This window comes from Ornithinimicrobium sufpigmenti (genome assembly GCF_004322775.1).
Taxonomy (GTDB): Bacteria; Actinomycetota; Actinomycetes; order Actinomycetales; family Dermatophilaceae; genus Ornithinicoccus; species Ornithinicoccus sufpigmenti.
Genome location: NZ_CP036403.1, coordinates 1,760,771 through 1,778,952, shown reverse-complemented (window position 1 = coordinate 1,778,952; position 18,182 = coordinate 1,760,771). Strand labels below are relative to the sequence as shown.

Sequence of the window (18,182 nt, the reverse complement as noted above, 5' to 3'; positions counted from 1 at the left end):
CAGCCACAGCGGTGTTTGCCCGCGCTCGGCAAGCTCATCCTCGCTGCCCTCTCACCCGGTAGTCGTGACCCCGGATGCAGGCTCCTCGCACCAGGGGCCTCACGCGAGATCACCGGCGAGGGCCGGGTCATTGACCATATGGTGGACCAGCTCGCCGGTCATCTCGACGAGAACCTTCTCTGGTCGGCCGCCCTGGTGGATGATGTCGCTCATCTTGGCGTGTGCCTGTTGGTTGTCCAGCACCGCCAGCAGAACCTTGGTCCGCAGGGTCGGGCTGGCCAGGAACTGTCCCTTGGTGTTGTGCTCGGCCTGCTCCCGTACCTGCTCGTCCTCCAGCAAGGTCCGGATCAACCCCTCCAGCCAGGTCTCCTGCTGCTCGATCGTGAAGTCCTCATCACCGAACAGCTCGTTCAGTCGGGCGACCACCTCGGCCAATGGCCCCTTCTTCATCTCCCGCACACTGCCGGACCCGGCAGCGGTGGTGGGCCTGACCGGTTTGGTCTCGTCGATGACCAGGTCGGTGGTGCCCTGGTGTTTCTGCTTGATCGCGACCAGGTCGATACCGGACAGGTCGGTCGTGGGGGTGTGGTTGTCGACGTGGATCAGGGGCTCGAGCAGCCGGTAGAAGATGGACCGGCGGAACGGCTCGGTGTCTCCGAACTCCACGATCTGGGACATGAAGTCGTACAGGTTGATGAAGGAACGCATGTCCTTGCGGAACATGTCCAGCTCATCCAGCCGGGTCCGGTCATCGGCCCGCATCGCCGCGGCGTAGTCCGACTTGAACCGGTGCACGACCGGTGCCAGGGCACCGCTGAGGGCGTTGTTGCCCTTCTGGTGCACCCACGCCTCGACCACTGCATCGACCTCCTCGGTGGTGTAGATGCCGGAGATGTCGAGCTTGTTCTGCAGGTCGTGGATGAGGTCGGGGTCGGTGACCGCCTCCAGGCGGGCACCGGCGTAGTAGGGACGGAACGCGTCCAGGATGTCTTGCTCGGTGTTGACGAAGTCCAGGACGTAGGTGTCGCTCTTGCCGGGGAAGGTCCGGTTCAGCCGGGACAGGGTCTGCACGGCCGTCACTCCGGACAATTGCCGGTCCACGTACATCGCGCACAGTAACGGCTGGTCGAACCCGGTCTGGTACTTGTTGGCCACGATCATCACCTGGAACGCGTCCCCGGCGAACGCTGAAGCCAGGTTGCCCTTCACCAAGGGGTTCATGTTGGCCCCGGTGAACTTCTCTGGGCCGGTCTCGGGGTCGTCAACCTCGCCGGAGAACGCCACCAGGGTCGCCAGACCCTGGTAGCCCATCTTTGCGATGTAAGCGTCCATCGCGACCTTGTACCGGACGGCAGCCTTGCGCGAATCGGTGACCACCATGGCCTTGGCTTTGCCCTCCAGCAGGTGGGCGATGTTGGCCCGGTAGTGCTCGACGATGATCTGCACCTTCTGCGCGATGTTGGTCGGGTGCAGCTTGACCCACCGGATCAGGCCCTTGGTCGCGGCGTGCTGGTCGACCAGCACCTCCTCGACCTCGGGGTCCTGCCCCACGAGTTCCTGCCCGCTCTTCTCCACCTTGATCGCCAGCTCGAACGCGGTGTCGTAGTTGGTGAAGTTACGCAGCACGTCGAGGATGAACCCCTCCTCGATCGCCTGCTGCATCGGGTACAGGTGGAACGAGACCGGGATCGGCTCCCCTGACTTCTCATCCCGCTCCTGTCCGGGACGGCCGAACAGCTGCAACGTCTTGCCCTTCGGGGTGGCGGTGAACGCCAGGAAACTGACGTGCTCGGGTCGGGCACGCCCCTCCATCTCCGCAGCAAGCAAGTCCTCGGTGTCGACCTCACCCCCGTCATCCAGGTCAGCCAGCTCAGTCGGGGACAGCACCTTCTTCAACTTGGCGGCAGCTGACCCCGTTTGTGACGAATGCGCCTCGTCGGCGATCACCGCGTACCTGCGCCCGGCCAGTGTGTCGTCATCGTGCAGCAGCTCCAGCGCCGCCGGGAACGTCTGTAAGGTCACCACGATGATCTTGCGACCACCGAGCAGACCTTGGCGCAGCAACTGAGACTTCGACGTCGCCCCGTGCGCTCCCATGGCTTGCCGGTCGATCGCCAGCACCGTCCCGGTCGTCCGCTCGATCTCCTTGATCGCCGCCTGCAGCTGGTCATCCAGCACGGTCCGATCGGTCACCACGATCACCGAGTCGAAGATCTTCTCGTCGTGCTCGTCGTGCAGGGACAGAAGCCGGTGCGCCGTCCAGGCGATCGTGCGGGTCTTGCCCGACCCGGCCGAATGCTCAATCAAGTACGACTGTCCCGCCCCCAAAGCCCGGGCGTCAGCCAGGATCTTCGTAACGGCCTCCCACTGGTGGTACCGCGGGAAGATCAACGTGGAGGACCTGCGTGGACGTCCGGTGGGATCCAGCTGGGTGGAGGTCTCCACGTGCGCGAACCTCAGAATGATGTCCAGCCACGTGTCCTTGTTCCAGATCTGCTCCCACAGGTAGGACGTAGCCGATCCGTTCGGGTTGACCGGGTTGCCCGACCGTCCTTGGTCGCCCCTGTTGAACGGTAGGAACCGGGTGTCCTTCCCGGCCAGCTTGGTCGTCATCCACACCTTGGCGTTGGACACTGCGAAGTGCACGACGGCCCGGGTCCCCCACTCGAACAACGGTGACGACTTCGGGTCACGCGCCCGGTACTGCGCCATCGCGTCCTGGACGCTCTGCGTGAAGTCCGTCTTCAGCTCCACCGTGGCCACCGGAACCCCATTGACGAACAACACTAGATCCACGGTCTCATTACCACGGGGCGAGAAGTGCACCTGCCGCATCACCCGCACCCGCGTCAGGCCGTACAACTGCGCAGCCCGCGGGTTCAACGACGTCGCCGGTCGCGGATAGGACATGTCCAGACGCTTCGAAGTGCCGACCTTGAACCCACCACGCAGCAGGTTCAGCGTCCCCCCGTCGTGGGTCAATGGGCTGTCGAGAACCTTGACCGCCCGGTCCAAAATCTTCTCTTGCGCACCCCTACGTTGCTTGTCCGACATCGATGGCTTGACGATCGACTCGTACGTCTCCCGCTGCGTCTCCTCGAGCCACCCGAGCAGATCGTCCGGAAACAGTGCCCGGTCACGGTCATACCCTGCGTCGTTCGATGAGTAGAGCCAGCCGTGGGCTGCCAGATGCTCGCACAACTCGGCCTCGAACACGCTCTCCTTGTGCTGAGCCATCAGGCAGCCCTCGCGTTCTCCACGTCGATCTGACCGGTGACGGCCGCAGTGATGAGCGCCGAGCGACGCTCCCGCGCCAGCTCGATGAACCGCTCCGCCTTCGCCATCAAAGCGTCGGTCCGGGCGGTCTCTTGATCGATACGCCTACTGATGTCCCGCTGCTCATCGAGTGGTGGACGTGGCACGCGGAAGGCGTGAAGATCGGCACAGGTGATTGCACCCCTGGTGCTCCCGCCTTCATCGCTCATGAACCGCAGTTCGCCATACGCGGCCCGCATCAGGTGAGTGAGGTATCGGGAGTCCCAGTAGGACTCATCCGGGATGACTGCGGCGACGTGCTGGTTGATGGTGGCACGCATCTGAAGGAGCGCAGCCATCCCCCGCGTCTTGCCCTGGCCCGTGATCCCAATGAGAACCGCACCCGGCGCGAGCATCGGAAGATGGCACTCCTCCAACGCAGCGTCAGTAACGAACTGATCGGCTTCAACGACCTCGTCGAGGTTGACGAACGAACTGTTCAGCCACGGGTGGTGACCCTCGGCCCAGTAGCGATGCTCATCGCGCCTTGGCGTGGAGCCGTTCCTGATCAAAGCGTGCCGCCCGAGCTTGTCGATGGCCCAGTGGGCGGGGGGCGACAGGTACCAGGCATCGCCCTCCTCTTGAGTGTTCTCCTGCCCGAGGGCGAGACGGAAGACGGTGAGTTGCCGCCGCTCGCGCAGTCGGTCGATCAGCGCGTGCTGCTTCTCGATAAGCGCGTCGATCTGCGCCGTCTCCCGATCCAGATAGTCCGCGATGGCGACCTGCTCGGCGTATGGAGGGAGGGGCAGCGGGACCTTCCGGAGCTCGTTCAGGCGGATCGACTGGCCGTCTCGCAACTGGTTGGTCGTCACCCTAAGCGCTTGGATGTACCTGTCCGACTTGAACAGGTGCCGGAAGTAACCGCTATGGATGCCTGGTCGGGGTGAGACAACGGTGTACGCCTGGCTCACCTTCCCCCTCACAGCGCTTGTCTCCAAGCCTCCCTGGAACGACCTCAGGTGGCTGATCACGTCGCCGGGCTCGACGTGCTTCATCTTGTCTGCGCCAGTGAGATTCAGGACTACCCTGCCGCCGGTGAGCGCCATGTACTCACTTTGCGGCATCACGCCGTGCCTCTGCGATGGGGTCAGGTGCTCATCTTCCGGCCTGCTCGACTGGTTTCGCGGTGAGAAGGCCGCAGTGATGGGAACGAAGCCCCAGTTCTCGGGGACACGAGGCAGCCACTCATGACCGGTCTCTCGGCTCCTCGGCTTCATCCTTCGACCACCTGCAGCAGTTCGACGATGTCCTTGGCGAGCTGGTCGAGCTCGGCGTCGATCTCTTCAAGCGAGCGGGGCGGGACGTAGGTGTAGAACAACCGGGTGAACGGGATCTCGTATCCGACCTTCGTCTTGGCGTGGTCGATCCAGGCATCCGGAACGTGCGGCTTGACCTCCATATCGAAGTACTCATCGATGTCGCGGTCGAACGGCACCACCTCGGTGTCGCGCAGGGCCGTGTCGGGCTCGGGGTTGCCGTGCTTGTCTCGTGTAATTACAGCCGTCTCGTCGTGGACGCCGATTCTCTGCCAGAGGACCTTGACCAGGGGCGTGGTGAGAACGAACCCGGCGTTCTTGCTTGCCTTCCGAAGGGCGGATACGAACTGGGCGCGGTCCATCCATACCTGCCCCCGCAGTGACTCCAGGGCGGCCAGGAGCGCGGACCGGTTCTCCTCCGAGAGCTTCTGCACCTGCTGCGTGGCGGTAACCACGGCGAGGGTCTCATCGGTGATCTCGAAGCGTAGCTGCATGGGTTGTTCGACGGTGATCTCGTGGTACCCGAAGTCCCGCGGCTCGAGGACCTTCGAGTAGCGCTCGTCGTCCTCGGTTTGGTCGTCGAAGGCGCTGTAGATGCGCAGGATGCGCTCTCGGTCCTGGTCGCCGATCTCCCTGTTCTTCGACCCCAGGTTGCGGCGGAGCTTGGTGTAAAAGGTCCGTGCGTCGATGAGCTGAACCTTGCCGCGACGCTCCTCCGACTTGGCGTTGTCGAGTACCCACATGTATGTCGAGATGCCGGTGTTGTAGAACATGTCGGTCGGCAAGGCCACGATGGCGTCGACCAGGTCCGCCTCGAGCAGGTACCGGCGGATGTTGGACGGGCCTGACTCGGCTCCTCCAGTGAACAGGGGTGACCCGTTGAGCACGATCCCGGCCCGGCCACCACCTTCGGAGGCCGGTCGCAGCTTGGAGGCGACCACCTGCAGGAACAACATCTGCCCGTCGCTGACGGCTGGCAGGCCACCGGGGAACCGTCCACCCCCGGCCATGTTCTGCGCCTCTGAGCGGACAGCGGCCTGGGAGGCCTTCCAGTCGCCCCCGTAGGGCGGATTCGACAGGACGTAGTCGAAGGTGCGCTCCAGGTGGTGGTCGTTGGCCAGGGTGTCACCCAGGGCGATGTTGTTGGCGTCCTGGCCCTTGCCGATGAGCTCGGACTTGCAGATGGCGTAGGACTGGGCGTTCAGTTCCTGGCCGTACATGACCACCTCGGCCGCGGGGTTCATCTCGGTCAGCCGCTCATCAAGGACGGACAGCATGCCGCCGGTTCCCGCGGTGGGGTCGTAGACGGTCCGCACGACCGGCCCGGTCAGGACATCGCCGTCCGGTTCCACCAGCAGGTCCACGAGCAGGCGGACCGCGTCCCTGGGTGTGAAGTGCTCGCCCGCGGTCTCGTTCGAGGCGGCGGCGAAGCGACGGATGAGCTCCTCGAACATCGTGCCCATCTGCGCGTTCGTCAGGGCCTGGGGTCCGAGGTCGATCGTGGCGAAACGGTCCAATACCAGGTAGAGCCGGTCGTTGGTGTCCAGGGTGTCGATCTCTTGGTCGAACTTGTAGTTGCCGAACAGGTCGGCCACGTTCCCCGAGAACGCGTCCAGGTAGGCCCGCAGGTTGTTCCGCAGATTCTCCGGCTCCTCCAGGATCGTGGCCAGCGTGTACGGGGAGGTGTTGTAGAACGACAACCCGGTCCGGTCGCGCACCAACAGCTCGAGCGTCTCGCCCTGAGCCAGGCCAGCCAGTTTGCCGATGGTGTCCCGGTGCGGGGCCAGGACACACTCCATCCGGCGCAGGATCGTCATCGGCAGGATGACGTTGCCGTACTGGTTCGGCTTGTACACCCCTCTGAGCTGATCAGCGATGCTCCACACGAAGTTGGCCAGCTGGCTCATCCATCTCCCTCATACGGTGCCGACGTGCTCCGCTGCAGCGTCGGGCTCTCTCAGACCACCTAAACTACCTGCGGCCGCTGACAGCCCCGTTCCCAGGGGCGAGCAGGCAGCGGGAGTGAACGCCGTCCAGGATCGGACACCACCTCCGATCCTGAATGCCCCGACGTGCGGCAACGCTGCCCCGTCTCACGCCAATCTCACAGTCCGACGCGTCGCGTAGACCCCCTGACGGGCGACAATCTTGGTTCTTCACGGTTCTGACTCGGATTGACCGGCGGCGACCACCACCTGAGTTCCTGCAGCCGATACGGCCGGCGGGCACCGGTCAGGGGCGCGGAGCCAGGGTTAGGTGCGTTACCCGTCCAGGAGTGATGCCGGCAGCACGGGCAACCGCCGAGGGTCTTACGCCGGCCTTGACAGCGGCACGAACTGCTCGATCACGGGCATCACGTGCCTGGCGCTCCTGGGCGACTGCACGTTCTAGGACAGCCGCAGCATCCTCCACAGCATTCAGCTTAATCCGCTCGTGGCTCCTGGAGGCGCCGATCTTCACAACGTCGTCATCACCTGTGCTCACGTTCGTCATCATCCTTCGTCTGAAGCATAGACCTGCGGTCGTCCACAGACCGGGACCGTCACCAGCCAGATCCTCCCACCCCCGATCCCGCAAGTACAGGTGCGCGGATTTCTGCCATTGACGCCTCGGGCCGAATGGTGGCAACTGCCTCATGGGCCCTCACGAGGCGTCATCGAGTTCCCGTCTCGCGCCTCAACTCCGCCACGATTCATGCCGCCGGTTTGAAGCTGGCGCATCATCCGGAGTGCTTGCCGTGAGGACAGTCCGGCCACGCCGCACCACGCCAGGGCATCTCGCACCGAAAGCCCTTCATCCTCGACCATGAGTCGCAGAGCCTCCCCTGCGCGTAGTTCATGCTCAGCGACGGCTGCGTCTCGTCGGGCGAGCTCGACGGCCACCTTCTCGCCGGCCCGCGCCAGACGCTTCTCCCTCTCTGCACGTTCGGCCCGGACGCGAGCTCGTGCTTCCCGTGCTGCCAGTCGCGCCAGCTGAGCGGCCCCCTGATCCGACATCCTCACCACGCCCTCTCGGTTCGAGCTTCCATACCCCTTATGCGAAGCACGGACCTGTCCCGGGCCCACGAGTCCGAGCATGCTCCCCTCGATCGACGCGTTCAGGCCTCAACGTCCCTCCCCCTGCTTTGCTGCGCTCAACACCGATACACCTCTTGCACCAGCGGCCCGATCCGGTAGGAGTTGCATCTGATGCGACTGCGTCCCTGGCCGGTCGACGGTCCTGAAACGGTCGCCAGCAGGGCGTCCTGTGCGGTCGTCTTGGCATCGTGGCGGTCATAGGACCGGGGTACTCGTGGACCCGGCGGGCGGGTCGATGGCGCATACGGGGGTGTGACCGCGTCGATCCACAAGCTGACGGCTGGGTCGGGGTATGACTACCTGACCCGGCAGGTCGCTAGGCAGGACGCGACCGAAGTCGGTCACTCCGGGCTGGCCGGGTACTACGCCGCGAAGGGCGAGGCGCCGGGCGTCTGGGTCGGTACCGGGGTGGCGGGCCTCCACGGACTGAAGGCCGCGGATGAGGTCACGCCCGAGCAGATGACTCGGTTGTTTGGCACCGGGGAGCACCCCCTCGGCGATGCTGCCGGGCAGAGCCTGGGACAGCCATTTCCCGTGTACGCAGGACGGGGTGACGTGACCCCGTTCCGGATCGAGGTGGCGCGCCGGTTCGAGAAGCACAACACGGCGCTCGGGTTGCCGGTGGACCACTCGATCCCGGTTGAGGAACGGGCGAGGATCCGGACCCAGGTGGCCCTGGAGATGTTCGGCGCCGAGCACGGACGCGAGCCTTTCGATGAGCGGGAGCTGGCCGGGCTGATCGCCAAGCAGTCGCGACCGCGGACCACCGCCGTCGCCGGGTTCGACCTGACCTTCTCCCCCGTGAAGTCAGTTTCCACGTTGTGGGCGGTGGCTGATCGTCCCCTGGCCCTGCAGATCGAGGCCGCGCACCAGGCGTCTGTCCGGGACGCCCTGGACTATGTCGAGAAGCACGCGCTGTTCACCCGCACCGGCAAGCAGGGCGTGCAGCAGGTGGACGTGCGCGGCTTGGTCGCCGCGGCGTTCACCCACCGCGACTCCCGCGCGGGGGACCCGGACCTGCACACCCACGTCGCGGTCGCGAACAAGGTGCAGACCGTGACCGATGGACGGTGGTTGTCCATCGATGGGCGGGTCCTGTTCAAGGCGATGGTCTCCGCCTCCGAGGCGTACAACACGGCCCTGGAGAAGCACCTGCGCCCGCTGGGGCTCACCTTCGCCCCGAGGACCCCGACCACGGGACCGGAGGCCCGCAAGCGGCCGGTGCGCGAGGTCGTTGGTGTCGATGACCGGCTGAACGAGGTGTGGTCGACCCGGCGGGCCAGCATCCAGGCGCGGCGCAGCGAACTGGCCCAGGCGTTCCAGGCCCAGCACGGCCGGCCGCCGACCCCGATCGAGTCCATTCAGCTGGCGCAGCAGGCCACCCTGGAGACCCGTGACGCCAAGCACGAACCCCGCTCCGAAGCGCAGCAGCGCCAGACCTGGCAGGTGCAGGCTCTGGCCGTGCTCGGCGGCCAGGATGCGTTGGCCTCGATGGTGGATGCGGCCTTGTCCGGGGCCGGCACGCACGGGCTCGGTGAGAGCGTCGACGAGGCGTGGGTCGAGCGGGCCGCAGCGCGTGTGGTGGACACCGTGCAGGGGGCCCGGTCGACGTGGCAGGTGTGGCACGTGCGCGCCGAGGCCCAGCGGCGCGTCCGCGCCGCGGACGTCCCGCTCGAGCAGGTCGAGGACCTGGTCGAGCAGCTCACGCAGGCGGCGCTGGCGCATAGCACGGCGATGACGTCGGCCAAAGCCGATCCGATCAGCGAGCCGGAGCCGCTGCGCCGGGCCAACGGGGCCAGCGTCTACACCGTCGCCGGATCACAGCTGTTCACCTCCACCGCCATCCTGGAGGCCGAGCAACGCCTGGTCGCCGCCGCCGGCCGGTTCGACGGGGGCCGCGCCTGCGAGCAGGACATCGACATGGCTCTGCTGGAGTCGGTCGCCAACGGGGTGGCTTTCAACGCCGGCCAGGCCGCCCTGGTCAAGGGCATGGCAGCCTCCGGGGCGCGGCTGCAGCTGGCGATCGCGCCGGCCGGGTCGGGCAAGACCACCGCCATGCGGGCCCTGGCCCGGGCCTGGGAGTCCTCCGGTGGCACCGTCGTCGGGCTCGCCCCGTCCGCGGCCGCCGCCGCGGTCCTGCGGGAGAACGCCGGCACCCAGGCCGACACCCTGGCCAAGCTGGTCTGGCACCTCGAGCACGACCCCGAGCACCTGCCGCAGTGGGCCACGGACGTCGACGAGTCGACCCTGGTGGTCGTCGACGAGGCCGGGATGGTCGACACCCTGTCCCTGGACAAGGCCGTGCAGTTCATCACCTCCCGGGGTGCGTCTGTGCGGCTGGTCGGGGATGACCAGCAGCTGGCGGCGGTCGGCGCCGGAGGGGTGCTGCGGGACATCCGCGCCACCCACGGTGCCCTGCACCTGACGGAGCTGATGCGCTTCAGCGGGGTCGCCGAGGGCGGCGCCTCCTTGGAGCTGCGCGACGGTCGCCCCTCCGCGCTGGGGTTCTACCTGGATGCCGGGCGGGTGCACGTCGGTGACCTGGCCACCATGACCGAAGAGGTCTTCGGTGCCTGGTCCGCCGACCGCGCGAAGGGCAAGGACGCGATCATGCTGGCCCCCACCCGGGAGCTGGTCGCCGACCTCAACCAGCGTGCCCGTGACCACCGCCTGCAAGGATCACCCCGGCCGACCGGCGAGGTCGCCCTGTCCGACGGCAACCACGCCTCGGTCGGGGACACCGTGATCACCCGCCGCAACGACCGCCGCCTGCAGACGGCCCCGACCGACTGGGTCAAGAACGGTGACCGGTGGACCGTGCTGGACACCGACGACCGCGCCCTGGTCGTGCAGCACACCCGCACCAACCGCAAGATCGTCCTGCCGGCCGACTACGTCGCTGCCAACGTCGAGCTCGGGTACGCCTCCACCGTGCACACCGCGCAAGGAGTGTCGGTCGACGTCACCCACGGGCTCGCTACGGGCGCGGAGTCGCGGCAGCAGCTGTACACGATGATGACCCGCGGCCGGGACGCCAACCACGTCTACCTGGAGGTGGTTGGCACCGGGGATGAGCACGACGCGGTCAAGCCGTCCACGGTCAGTCCGCGCACCGCCACCGACCTGCTCGAGGCCATCCTGGCCCGGGACGAGGCACCGGCCTCGGCGTCCACCCTGCTGCGCGAGGCCGACGACCCAGCCGTGCTGCTCGGTGAGTCGACCGCCCGGTACGTCGACGCGCTCTACACCGCCGCCGCCACCACGGTCGGCACCGAGCGCCTCCAGCAGCTCGACGAGGCCGCCGAGCACCTAGTGCCCGGCATGACGGACGCGCCGGCGTGGCCGACCCTGCGGGCACACCTGACCCTCATCGCCGCCGGTGGACAGGACCCGGTGCAGGTGTTGACCGGCGCGACGACCGCGCGGGAGGTCGACACCGCCGCCGACCCCGCCGCCACGGTTGACTGGCGCCTGGACGACTCCGGGATGCGCAACACCGCCCGCGGGCCGCTGCCATGGATCCCCGGCATCCCCGCCACCTTGTCCTCCGACCCGACCTGGGGGCCCTACCTGGTCGCCCGCGCCCAGCGGGTCACCGACCTCGCCCAGGACGTCGCCGAGCACGCGGTCACCGCACCCGCGCCCGCGTGGGCTGCACAAGGAACTGCTCGCCCGCCCGACGACGTGTTCGCCAAGGTCGCCGTCTGGCGGGCGGCGAACCAGGTCGAGGCCACGGACCTACGGCCCACCGGCCCGGCCCACGCCGCCAAGGCAGCGGCCACCTACCAGCGGAAGTTGCGGTCCCAGATCCAAGGTGACCGCTCCCCCGCCCTGACCGAGTGGGGTCCGCTGCTGGCAGATGTCGCCCCGGGCGCGGTCAAGGACGCCTTCGCCCCGATCCTGGCCGAGCGCCTGGCCGCAGCCACCCGGGCCGGCGTCGACGCCGCCACCCTGGTCAGGGCGGCCGCCGCCACCCGGGCAGTGCCCGACGACCACGCCGCGGCCGCGCTCTGGTGGCGCGTCGCCGAGCACCTGTCCCCGGCCGTCGACACCACCGTCGGCGCCGACCAGCTCCTGTCCACCGAATGGGTGCCGGCCCTGGCCAGCAAGCTCGGGGACGACCGGGCCCGCGCGATGCAGGCCAGCCCCTGGTGGCCGGTCCTAGTCACCACCGTCGACCACGCCCTGCAGCGCGGCTGGCCCCTGGACGATTTGGTCGCCACCGCCCCCGCCGCCGATGCCGACGTCGACGACGCCGCGGCCATGACTTGGACCATCAGCACCCTCCTGGACGACCCGACCCACCTGCACCAGAGCCTCGGTCCCCAGGAGAAGGACCTCGAACTGGCCGCAGCCGCCCTCGACCCGCACCCAGTCTCGGTGCAGGCCACCGACGCCGAGTACCGCGAGCACCTCGACACCATGACCGCCGCTACCCCCGCCAGCGGCTCCTCCGACCAGCAGGACGACCTGGCCCAGGCAGAGGTGAACGTCGGCCTGGCTCTGGCCGCGCAGTACCGCCGGTTCGTGGGGCCGCTGGACCCGAACGACGCGGACCTGGACCGGGCCTACGACCACTGGGCGCGGGCGCAGGAGTCACCGGTTCCGGTGGACCGGCTGGCGCAGGTCAACGCGATGGCGCTCGATTATTACGAGCAGCAGCTGACCGCCGGTGGCTGGGCCCGCGACTATCTCGCCAGCCGGTTCGGTCGCGATGTGGCCGGCCACCCGCACGTCCGCCCCGGGTACGCCCCGACCGGGTGGACCCGGCTGGCCGACCATCTGGGCGCCCGAGGCGTCACCGACACCGAGTTGCTCACCACCGGGCTGGCCACCACCACCAAGGACGGCCGCCTCATCGACCGGTTCCGCGACCGGGCCGTCTTCCCCATCACCGACACCCGCGGGCAGGTGCTCGGCTTCGTCGGCCGCCGCAACCCCTCCGTCGGTGAGGGTGCCCCGCACGCGGGACCGAAGTACCTCAACACCCCCACCACGCCCCTGTTCGCCAAGGGTCACCAGCTCTACGTCGCCGACGCCGGTCTTCTGGCGGGCGGGGGCACCGCGGTGCTCGTCGAGGGCCCGATGGACGCGCACGCCATCACCCTGGCCACCCGCGGGATGTACGTCGGGGTGGCTCCGCTGGGCACCGCCCTCACCGTTGACCAGGCCGCGCAGCTGGCCCAGTTCGGCGGCCCGGTCATCGTGGCCACCGACGCCGACCTGGCCGGCCGCTTGGCCGCCGAGCGGGCCCACTGGCTCCTCGCCCAGCACAACATCCCCACCTTCGCCGCGGCCCTGCCCGAGGGCACGGACCCCGCAGACATGCTTCACGACCAGGGCGCCGCCGCCGTGACCGGCGTAATCCTGGGCTCCTCCCACCTGGCCGAGGTCCTGCTGCAAGAGCGGCTGACCAACCTGCCCGCCGACGAGGCACTCGAGCCGGCCGCGCGGGTGCTGGCCACCGCCGACCCGTCCAGCTGGGACCGCACCTGTATCGAGATTGCCGACCGGCTCGGCATCGACGAGGAGACCACCCGCCGCGCCCTGCACCAGGCCATCCGCGCCTGGCACGACGACCCGCACGCGGTGGCCACACAGCAGCTGGACACCACCCGCGATGTGCGTGCCCGGCTCGAGGCAGCCGCGCTGCAGACCCCGGAACGGCGCTGGGCCGCCACCGCCGCCCGGCTGGACCCCCGCCTCGCCGCCCAGGAGGACTGGCCGGCCCTGGCCCACGTCATGCAGCACCTGCATGACGAAGGCCACGACGTCCAGGCCCTGGCCCGAGCCAGCATCACCGACGAGCCCCTGGTGTCCTCCCGCCCGGCACAGGCGCTGCGCTACCGCCTCGCCACCTACGCCACCACAACGGCGCCAGGCCCCCTCCTCGCCCCGAAGAGCAGCAGACCTACCCACCGAGACGAAGACCACCGCATCCTCACCCTCGGACAAGACCGCTCCAGGGGCGTACCGCGGTGACCAGGAAACCCCCCACCCAGTAAGGAGTCACCATCATGACTGTCCCCGCACCAGAGCTCAGGGCATGGGCCAAAGGCGACTACCCCACCGAGGCAGCCGTCGAACTACTCATCCGAGCCAAAGGCGGACGCTTCGCCCGCGAGACACAGCCGTGGATCGAGCGCCCTTGGCCCTCCTCCTCACTCTGCTGCGTCGACTGGGACCGACTCCACGACGAGCTCGGCGTCTTCTCCGGAGGCGAAAGACGCTTCCTGAACATCGCAGTCTCCATGGGCACGAGCAAGCATCCGGTAGACCTGTCCAACGACCTGTCCGGCCTAGACGACGAACTGCTCCTTCTCGTTCTGGCCGCCACCGCGCACGCCGCCGGCAGACCACGGCTCCCGGCCCCCGCCGCGGCCGTCCCCGATCCCTCCAATGCAATGCCCTTCAAGCAGAGCAACGCCCCGAACCACAGAACACAGTCACGGCCTGAAGACGAACGATGGGCCGGTCAAGCCCCAGAAAGGCACGAAGGACCGACGCCCTAGACGCTGACTACCCAGACTTCCCGCCACACACCACCCCCCACCGGAGGTGCGTGACAGACCGGATCCGCCGAGAGTCGGATGTTTCGGAGCGCCCCACTGTCAGGGGTATCTGTCGCGAAAGCCGACCGTTGTATGGACGATCGCCTATGCGAGGGGTGGCCTGGGGAGATGCCTGAGTCCGCCACGCTGCCTACCGCTGGCGACGTCTGCTGCCCCGGGACCGACTGCGTGCTGCTGGCCAGGGACCTGGCCGAGGACCTGGCGCAGGTGTTCAAGGCGCTGGCCGACCCGACCCGGGTGCGGCTGCTGCAGTACCTGGCCGAGTCGGAGTCCGGCACCGCCTGCGCGTGCCACCTGCCGACCGCGCTGGGGATCAGCCAGCCGACGCTGTCCTTCCACATGCGCAAGCTGCATGACGCCGGGCTGGTCGATCGGGACAAGCGGGGCCGGTGGGTGCACTACACGGTGCGGCCCGAGTCCCTGGAGCGGGTGCGTGGCTTCCTCGACCTGCAGGTCGACACCGCCGCAGCCCGCTGCTGCTGACGCAGCCGGCACCAGCCCTCGGGCGGCTCAGCGCGAACCGGCACTCCCAGTGACGTGATCAGCGCGGTGACGCGGGCCCTGATCTCGTCGCGGATCGGGCGCACGGCCTCGAGCCCCTGACCGGCCGGGTCGTCCAGCCCCCAGTCCTCGTAGCGCTTCCCCGGGTAGACCGGGCAGGTGCCGGCCACAGCCCATCGTGATCACCACGTCCGAGGCCTGGACCGCGCCGCCGGTGAGCAGCGTGGGCTGCTCGGCGGTGATGTCGATGCCGTCCTCGGCCATCGCCTGCACCGCAGCCGGGTTCACCTCGTCGGCGGGCGCGGACCCGGCGGAGCGGACCTGCACCTGCCCGTCTGTTAGGTGCTGCAGGTAGCCGGCTGCCATCTGCGAGCGGCCCGCGTTGTGGACGCAGACGAACAGGACAGTGGGCTTGTCAGGCATGGCACAGCATTTCGGTAGGGGTGTCTGGTGATGCTAGGGAAAGGCTCCGCCGACAGCCTGCCTCGCCCACTGGCCGACACCGATGAGCGTGGCCGAGGCGACACCGCACCAGTCCCCGTACCCACCGAAGGCGAGGCCCGGGGCGCCGGCGGCGAGAGGCCCGACCCTGCTGGGCAGGCCGTTGTCGCGGCGTAGCCTGAGCGGGGCCAAGTGGCCGAGTGCAGGACGGAAGCCGGTGCACCACACCACGACGTCGACCGAGCAGATGGTGCCGTCCGGCCAGACGACGCCGTCCTTGGTGAACCGCTCGAACATCGGTAGCCGTCGCAGGTGACCGGCCTGGCGGGCGGCGCGTACCGGCGGCACCGCGACGATGTCGCCTAGGTCGCTGACGACCCCACAGCCGCCCCCACTGTGGCGGCCGCCGCAGCGGTCCCATCACTGCGCCATCTGATGCGTTGGCACCGACCACCATGGACCACGACACCTGAAGTCAACCCGAGACCGTCCGGCGCTCAAGGGCGCGCCCGGACGTGGCTTGGGCGCGCCGCAGGTGTCCGGGTCCAGGAAATGATCAACGCCACGGCGACGGAGACCATGGCCACCTGGCCGATGCCCCACACCACCAGGCCGCCCGTTCGCTGATCGGCCAGGGCATCGACGCCCCAGCTCAACCCCAGGCGGCCGAAGTGGTCGGCTGCCAACAGTGAGGTGCTGGAGACGAGCACCATGCCCAGAACCGCGTAGAACGACATGGCCGCGATCGCCGGTGCGAGGCGACGCACCAACGGCGCCTGACCCCGGCGGCGATGGGCTACCAGCAGGGCGCGGGCCAGCAGATAGCCTGCGGCGGTGAAGTACATGATGCACAGCACGTGCACGGTGCGGCTGTCCTGGGCGAGCCGGAACAGTGGAGAAAAGTAGAAGACCACCAGGGACGCGGCGACGTTGACGGTGGCCACCGCCGGGTGGGCGAGGAACAGCATCGAGTGAGAACTCTTCAGGGCCGCGATCCACTCCCGCGGGCCCCGTGACCCATCAGTCCGCCCAGGCAGCGCCCGCACGGCCAACGCCACCGGCGCGCCGAGGGCCAGAAGCATCGGCACCACCACCACAAGGAGCATGTGGTGGGCCATGTGGCTACTGAACAGGACGCTGCCGTAGACGGCAGGGCCGCCGTTGGTGGCCCACGCGAACAGCACCACCCCCGCCACCCAGCTGACCACGCGAGCAGCCGGCCAGGCCTGTCCCCGGCTGCGCAGCCGCCACACCCAGGACAGGTAGACCACCAGTGCGGCGACCGTCACCAGGGCCGTCATCGGGTCGGGACGCAACTGCGTGAGGTAGGCCCACGCCGTCGGCGCCGGGGGCTGGGGGTAGCCGGTCAGCAGGTAGACCGGGCTCGCATCGACCGGTGGTTCCTGCGGCTGTGGTGGCGCGGAGGAACCCAGCGCGACCGCCACACCGATCACCGCGCCCATGATCAGTACCTCGACCCCCGCCAACCGCCAGAACGCCCGCCCCGCCCCGCCACCGGGCCGCGCCTGGGCACGGATCGCCGGGATCGTCATCGTGCGGTGGACCCAGCCCGCCAGGCCCAGCGCCACGGTCAGGACCACCTTGATCATCAGGAGCTGACCGTAGGGATGCACGAACAGGTCCAGCGGTGTGGAGAACCGGACCCACGCGTTGGCCACCCCAGCCACGGTGGCGATGACAAACGCCCACACCGCGATGCGGGAGAACCGCTGAGCAACATCCGCCAGACCCGACCCCACCCGGGAGGCCACCACACACAAGACCCCCAGGCCACCGACCCACCTGAGTGTGCCAGTCTGAAGTGGCCCCACTTGGAGCAGTAGTGCTGGCTTGAAGTGGGGCCTTTTCAGACTGGCACACTCAGGTGTGGGTCAACGGCTTCACCACCCGTCTGGGCCACTGCCCACCGGCGAACGCGCCGCACTGCGGCGCCCCACCCCGCTGACGGCGGCGCTGGGCGCCTACGCCCGCCTCTATGCCGTGCAACAACTCGCACCTGCCGGCCTGCCTCCACACCCGAGCCGTCTAGCGCTGTCGCCCGCGGCGGTAGACGAGGGCACCGATCAGGGCGAGGACCAGGATAGCGACCGGCACCAGGACGAGGCCGATAGGCCACCCCGACCCCGCAGACTCGACATCCGCGGCGTCCGCGGCGTCCGCGGCGTCCGCGGCGTCGGCGGCGTCGGGTGTCGGTGTGGTCGGCTCTGCGGCTGCCTCCGCGGTAGGAGTCTCACTGGCCGGCCCGCCGGGTGTGGTGGCCTGCGGGTCCCCGGCGGCCTCACTGGCGGCCACCGTGAAGCTGTAGGTGTCCTCGGTGCGGTGCCCGTCGGATGAGACCACCGACCACAACACCTCATAGGTCCCGCTCGCCAGGGAAGGGGGCAGGTCCAGGACCACCGACCGCCCCTCGACCCGCGGCGCGCCCTCGACGACGACGTCGCCGGTGGCGTCGGTGACGATAATGGCCGCCGGCAGATCCAGGACCTCGGCACTGTAGGTCAGCACAATCTCGGTGGGTGCGGCCTCCAGCACCGCGTCCCGGGCCGGCTCGGCATCAATGATGGTGTCGTGCGCGGCCGCACTCGTGGCCAGCGCGACCATCATGGCGACGACGACAGCAAGGACAAGTGCCGGCAGGCATACGAGCGCAGCCAATCGGGCCAGCGAGCTCCGGGAAGTGTGGATCTTGACGGACATGCCAGCACCATAGGTGCTGTGGCACGTGAACCGTTACCTGGTACCGATACCCGTTGACCGCTGACGCCTGCCTCCCCGGTTGTGCTGATACCCGCTGGTGATGGCTGCGGCGGGTGGCTGGCTGACCAACCATGCTTTTCCTGATCGAGGCTGGTGCCGTTGGCCTACCTCGGGGTCGCGCTGCTGCTGCTCGCGTCGCGTGAGGTGGGGGTGGTGGGGGTGGTAGGGGCGGGAGTGGGCTGGTATGGGGTCTGGCGTTCTTCCTTCCGCACCTCTATTGGGCACGCCAAGTAGCATCCCGT

8 protein-coding genes and 1 pseudogene are annotated in these 18,182 nt (G+C 68.4%); 2 read left to right on the top strand and 7 right to left on the bottom strand.

The window, feature by feature from the left end:
- Window positions 1-99: 99 nt before the first annotated feature.
- The 3 genes from ESZ52_RS08095 to ESZ52_RS08085 form a co-directional block, all read right to left on the bottom strand.
- Complete coding sequence (locus tag ESZ52_RS08095; protein WP_131104483.1) at window positions 100-3,237, bottom strand: type I restriction endonuclease subunit R; 3,138 nt, start codon at window positions 3,235-3,237, stop codon at window positions 100-102.
- Window positions 3,237-4,361 (bottom strand): restriction endonuclease subunit S, encoded by a 1,125-nt coding sequence (locus tag ESZ52_RS08090; protein WP_181009884.1) that lies wholly within the window; start codon window positions 4,359-4,361, stop codon window positions 3,237-3,239. Before ESZ52_RS08090 ends, ESZ52_RS08095 begins: the two co-directional genes overlap by 1 nt.
- A 167-nt stretch (window positions 4,362-4,528) precedes the next feature.
- Window positions 4,529-6,478 carry a type I restriction-modification system subunit M gene (locus ESZ52_RS08085; protein WP_131104481.1) on the bottom strand — a complete coding sequence of 650 codons (1,950 nt, stop codon included), beginning with the start codon at window positions 6,476-6,478 and terminating at the stop codon, window positions 4,529-4,531.
- Window positions 6,479-7,900: 1,422 nt separating this feature from the next.
- Here ESZ52_RS08085 and mobF point away from each other — a divergent pair.
- Together mobF and ESZ52_RS08075 are read left to right on the top strand one after the other, a co-directional pair.
- Window positions 7,901-13,630 (top strand): MobF family relaxase, encoded by a 5,730-nt coding sequence (mobF, locus tag ESZ52_RS08080; protein WP_131104480.1) that lies wholly within the window; start codon window positions 7,901-7,903, stop codon window positions 13,628-13,630.
- 698 nt (window positions 13,631-14,328) lie between these two features.
- A complete protein-coding gene (locus ESZ52_RS08075) occupies window positions 14,329-14,703 on the top strand; it encodes an ArsR/SmtB family transcription factor (protein WP_131104479.1) in 375 nt (124 codons plus the stop codon).
- 32 nt (window positions 14,704-14,735) lie between these two features.
- Here the strand turns inward: ESZ52_RS08075 and ESZ52_RS08070 are convergent.
- The 4 genes and pseudogenes from ESZ52_RS08070 to ESZ52_RS08055 all read right to left on the bottom strand — a co-directional run.
- A pseudogene (locus tag ESZ52_RS08070) lies at window positions 14,736-15,144 on the bottom strand (arsenate reductase ArsC); the annotation flags it as partial.
- 33 nt (window positions 15,145-15,177) lie between these two features.
- The gene (locus tag ESZ52_RS08065; RefSeq protein ID WP_131104478.1) at window positions 15,178-15,510 is read right to left on the bottom strand and encodes a hypothetical protein; all 333 of its coding nucleotides are present in this window, start codon (window positions 15,508-15,510) and stop codon (window positions 15,178-15,180) included.
- A gap of 149 nt (window positions 15,511-15,659) precedes the next feature.
- On the bottom strand, window positions 15,660-16,937 hold the full coding sequence (locus ESZ52_RS08060) for a bifunctional copper resistance protein CopD/cytochrome c oxidase assembly protein (RefSeq protein WP_131104477.1): 1,278 nt from the start codon (window positions 16,935-16,937) through the stop codon (window positions 15,660-15,662).
- 271 nt (window positions 16,938-17,208) lie between these two features.
- Complete coding sequence (locus ESZ52_RS08055; protein ID WP_131104476.1) at window positions 17,209-17,880, bottom strand: copper resistance CopC family protein; 672 nt, start codon at window positions 17,878-17,880, stop codon at window positions 17,209-17,211.
- Window positions 17,881-18,182 lie beyond the last annotated feature (302 nt).

Coding starts and splice junctions, on each gene's coding strand:
- ESZ52_RS08085 (WP_131104481.1), bottom strand. CDS start 6,478: ATGAGCCAGCTGGCCAACTTCGTGTGGAGCATCGCTGATCAGCTCAGA.
- ESZ52_RS08055 (WP_131104476.1), bottom strand. CDS start 17,880: ATGTCCGTCAAGATCCACACTTCCCGGAGCTCGCTGGCCCGATTGGCT.
- ESZ52_RS08075 (WP_131104479.1), top strand. CDS start 14,329: ATGCCTGAGTCCGCCACGCTGCCTACCGCTGGCGACGTCTGCTGCCCC.
- ESZ52_RS08090 (WP_181009884.1), bottom strand. CDS start 4,361: ATGGCGCTCACCGGCGGCAGGGTAGTCCTGAATCTCACTGGCGCAGAC.
- ESZ52_RS08095 (WP_131104483.1), bottom strand. CDS start 3,237: ATGGCTCAGCACAAGGAGAGCGTGTTCGAGGCCGAGTTGTGCGAGCAT.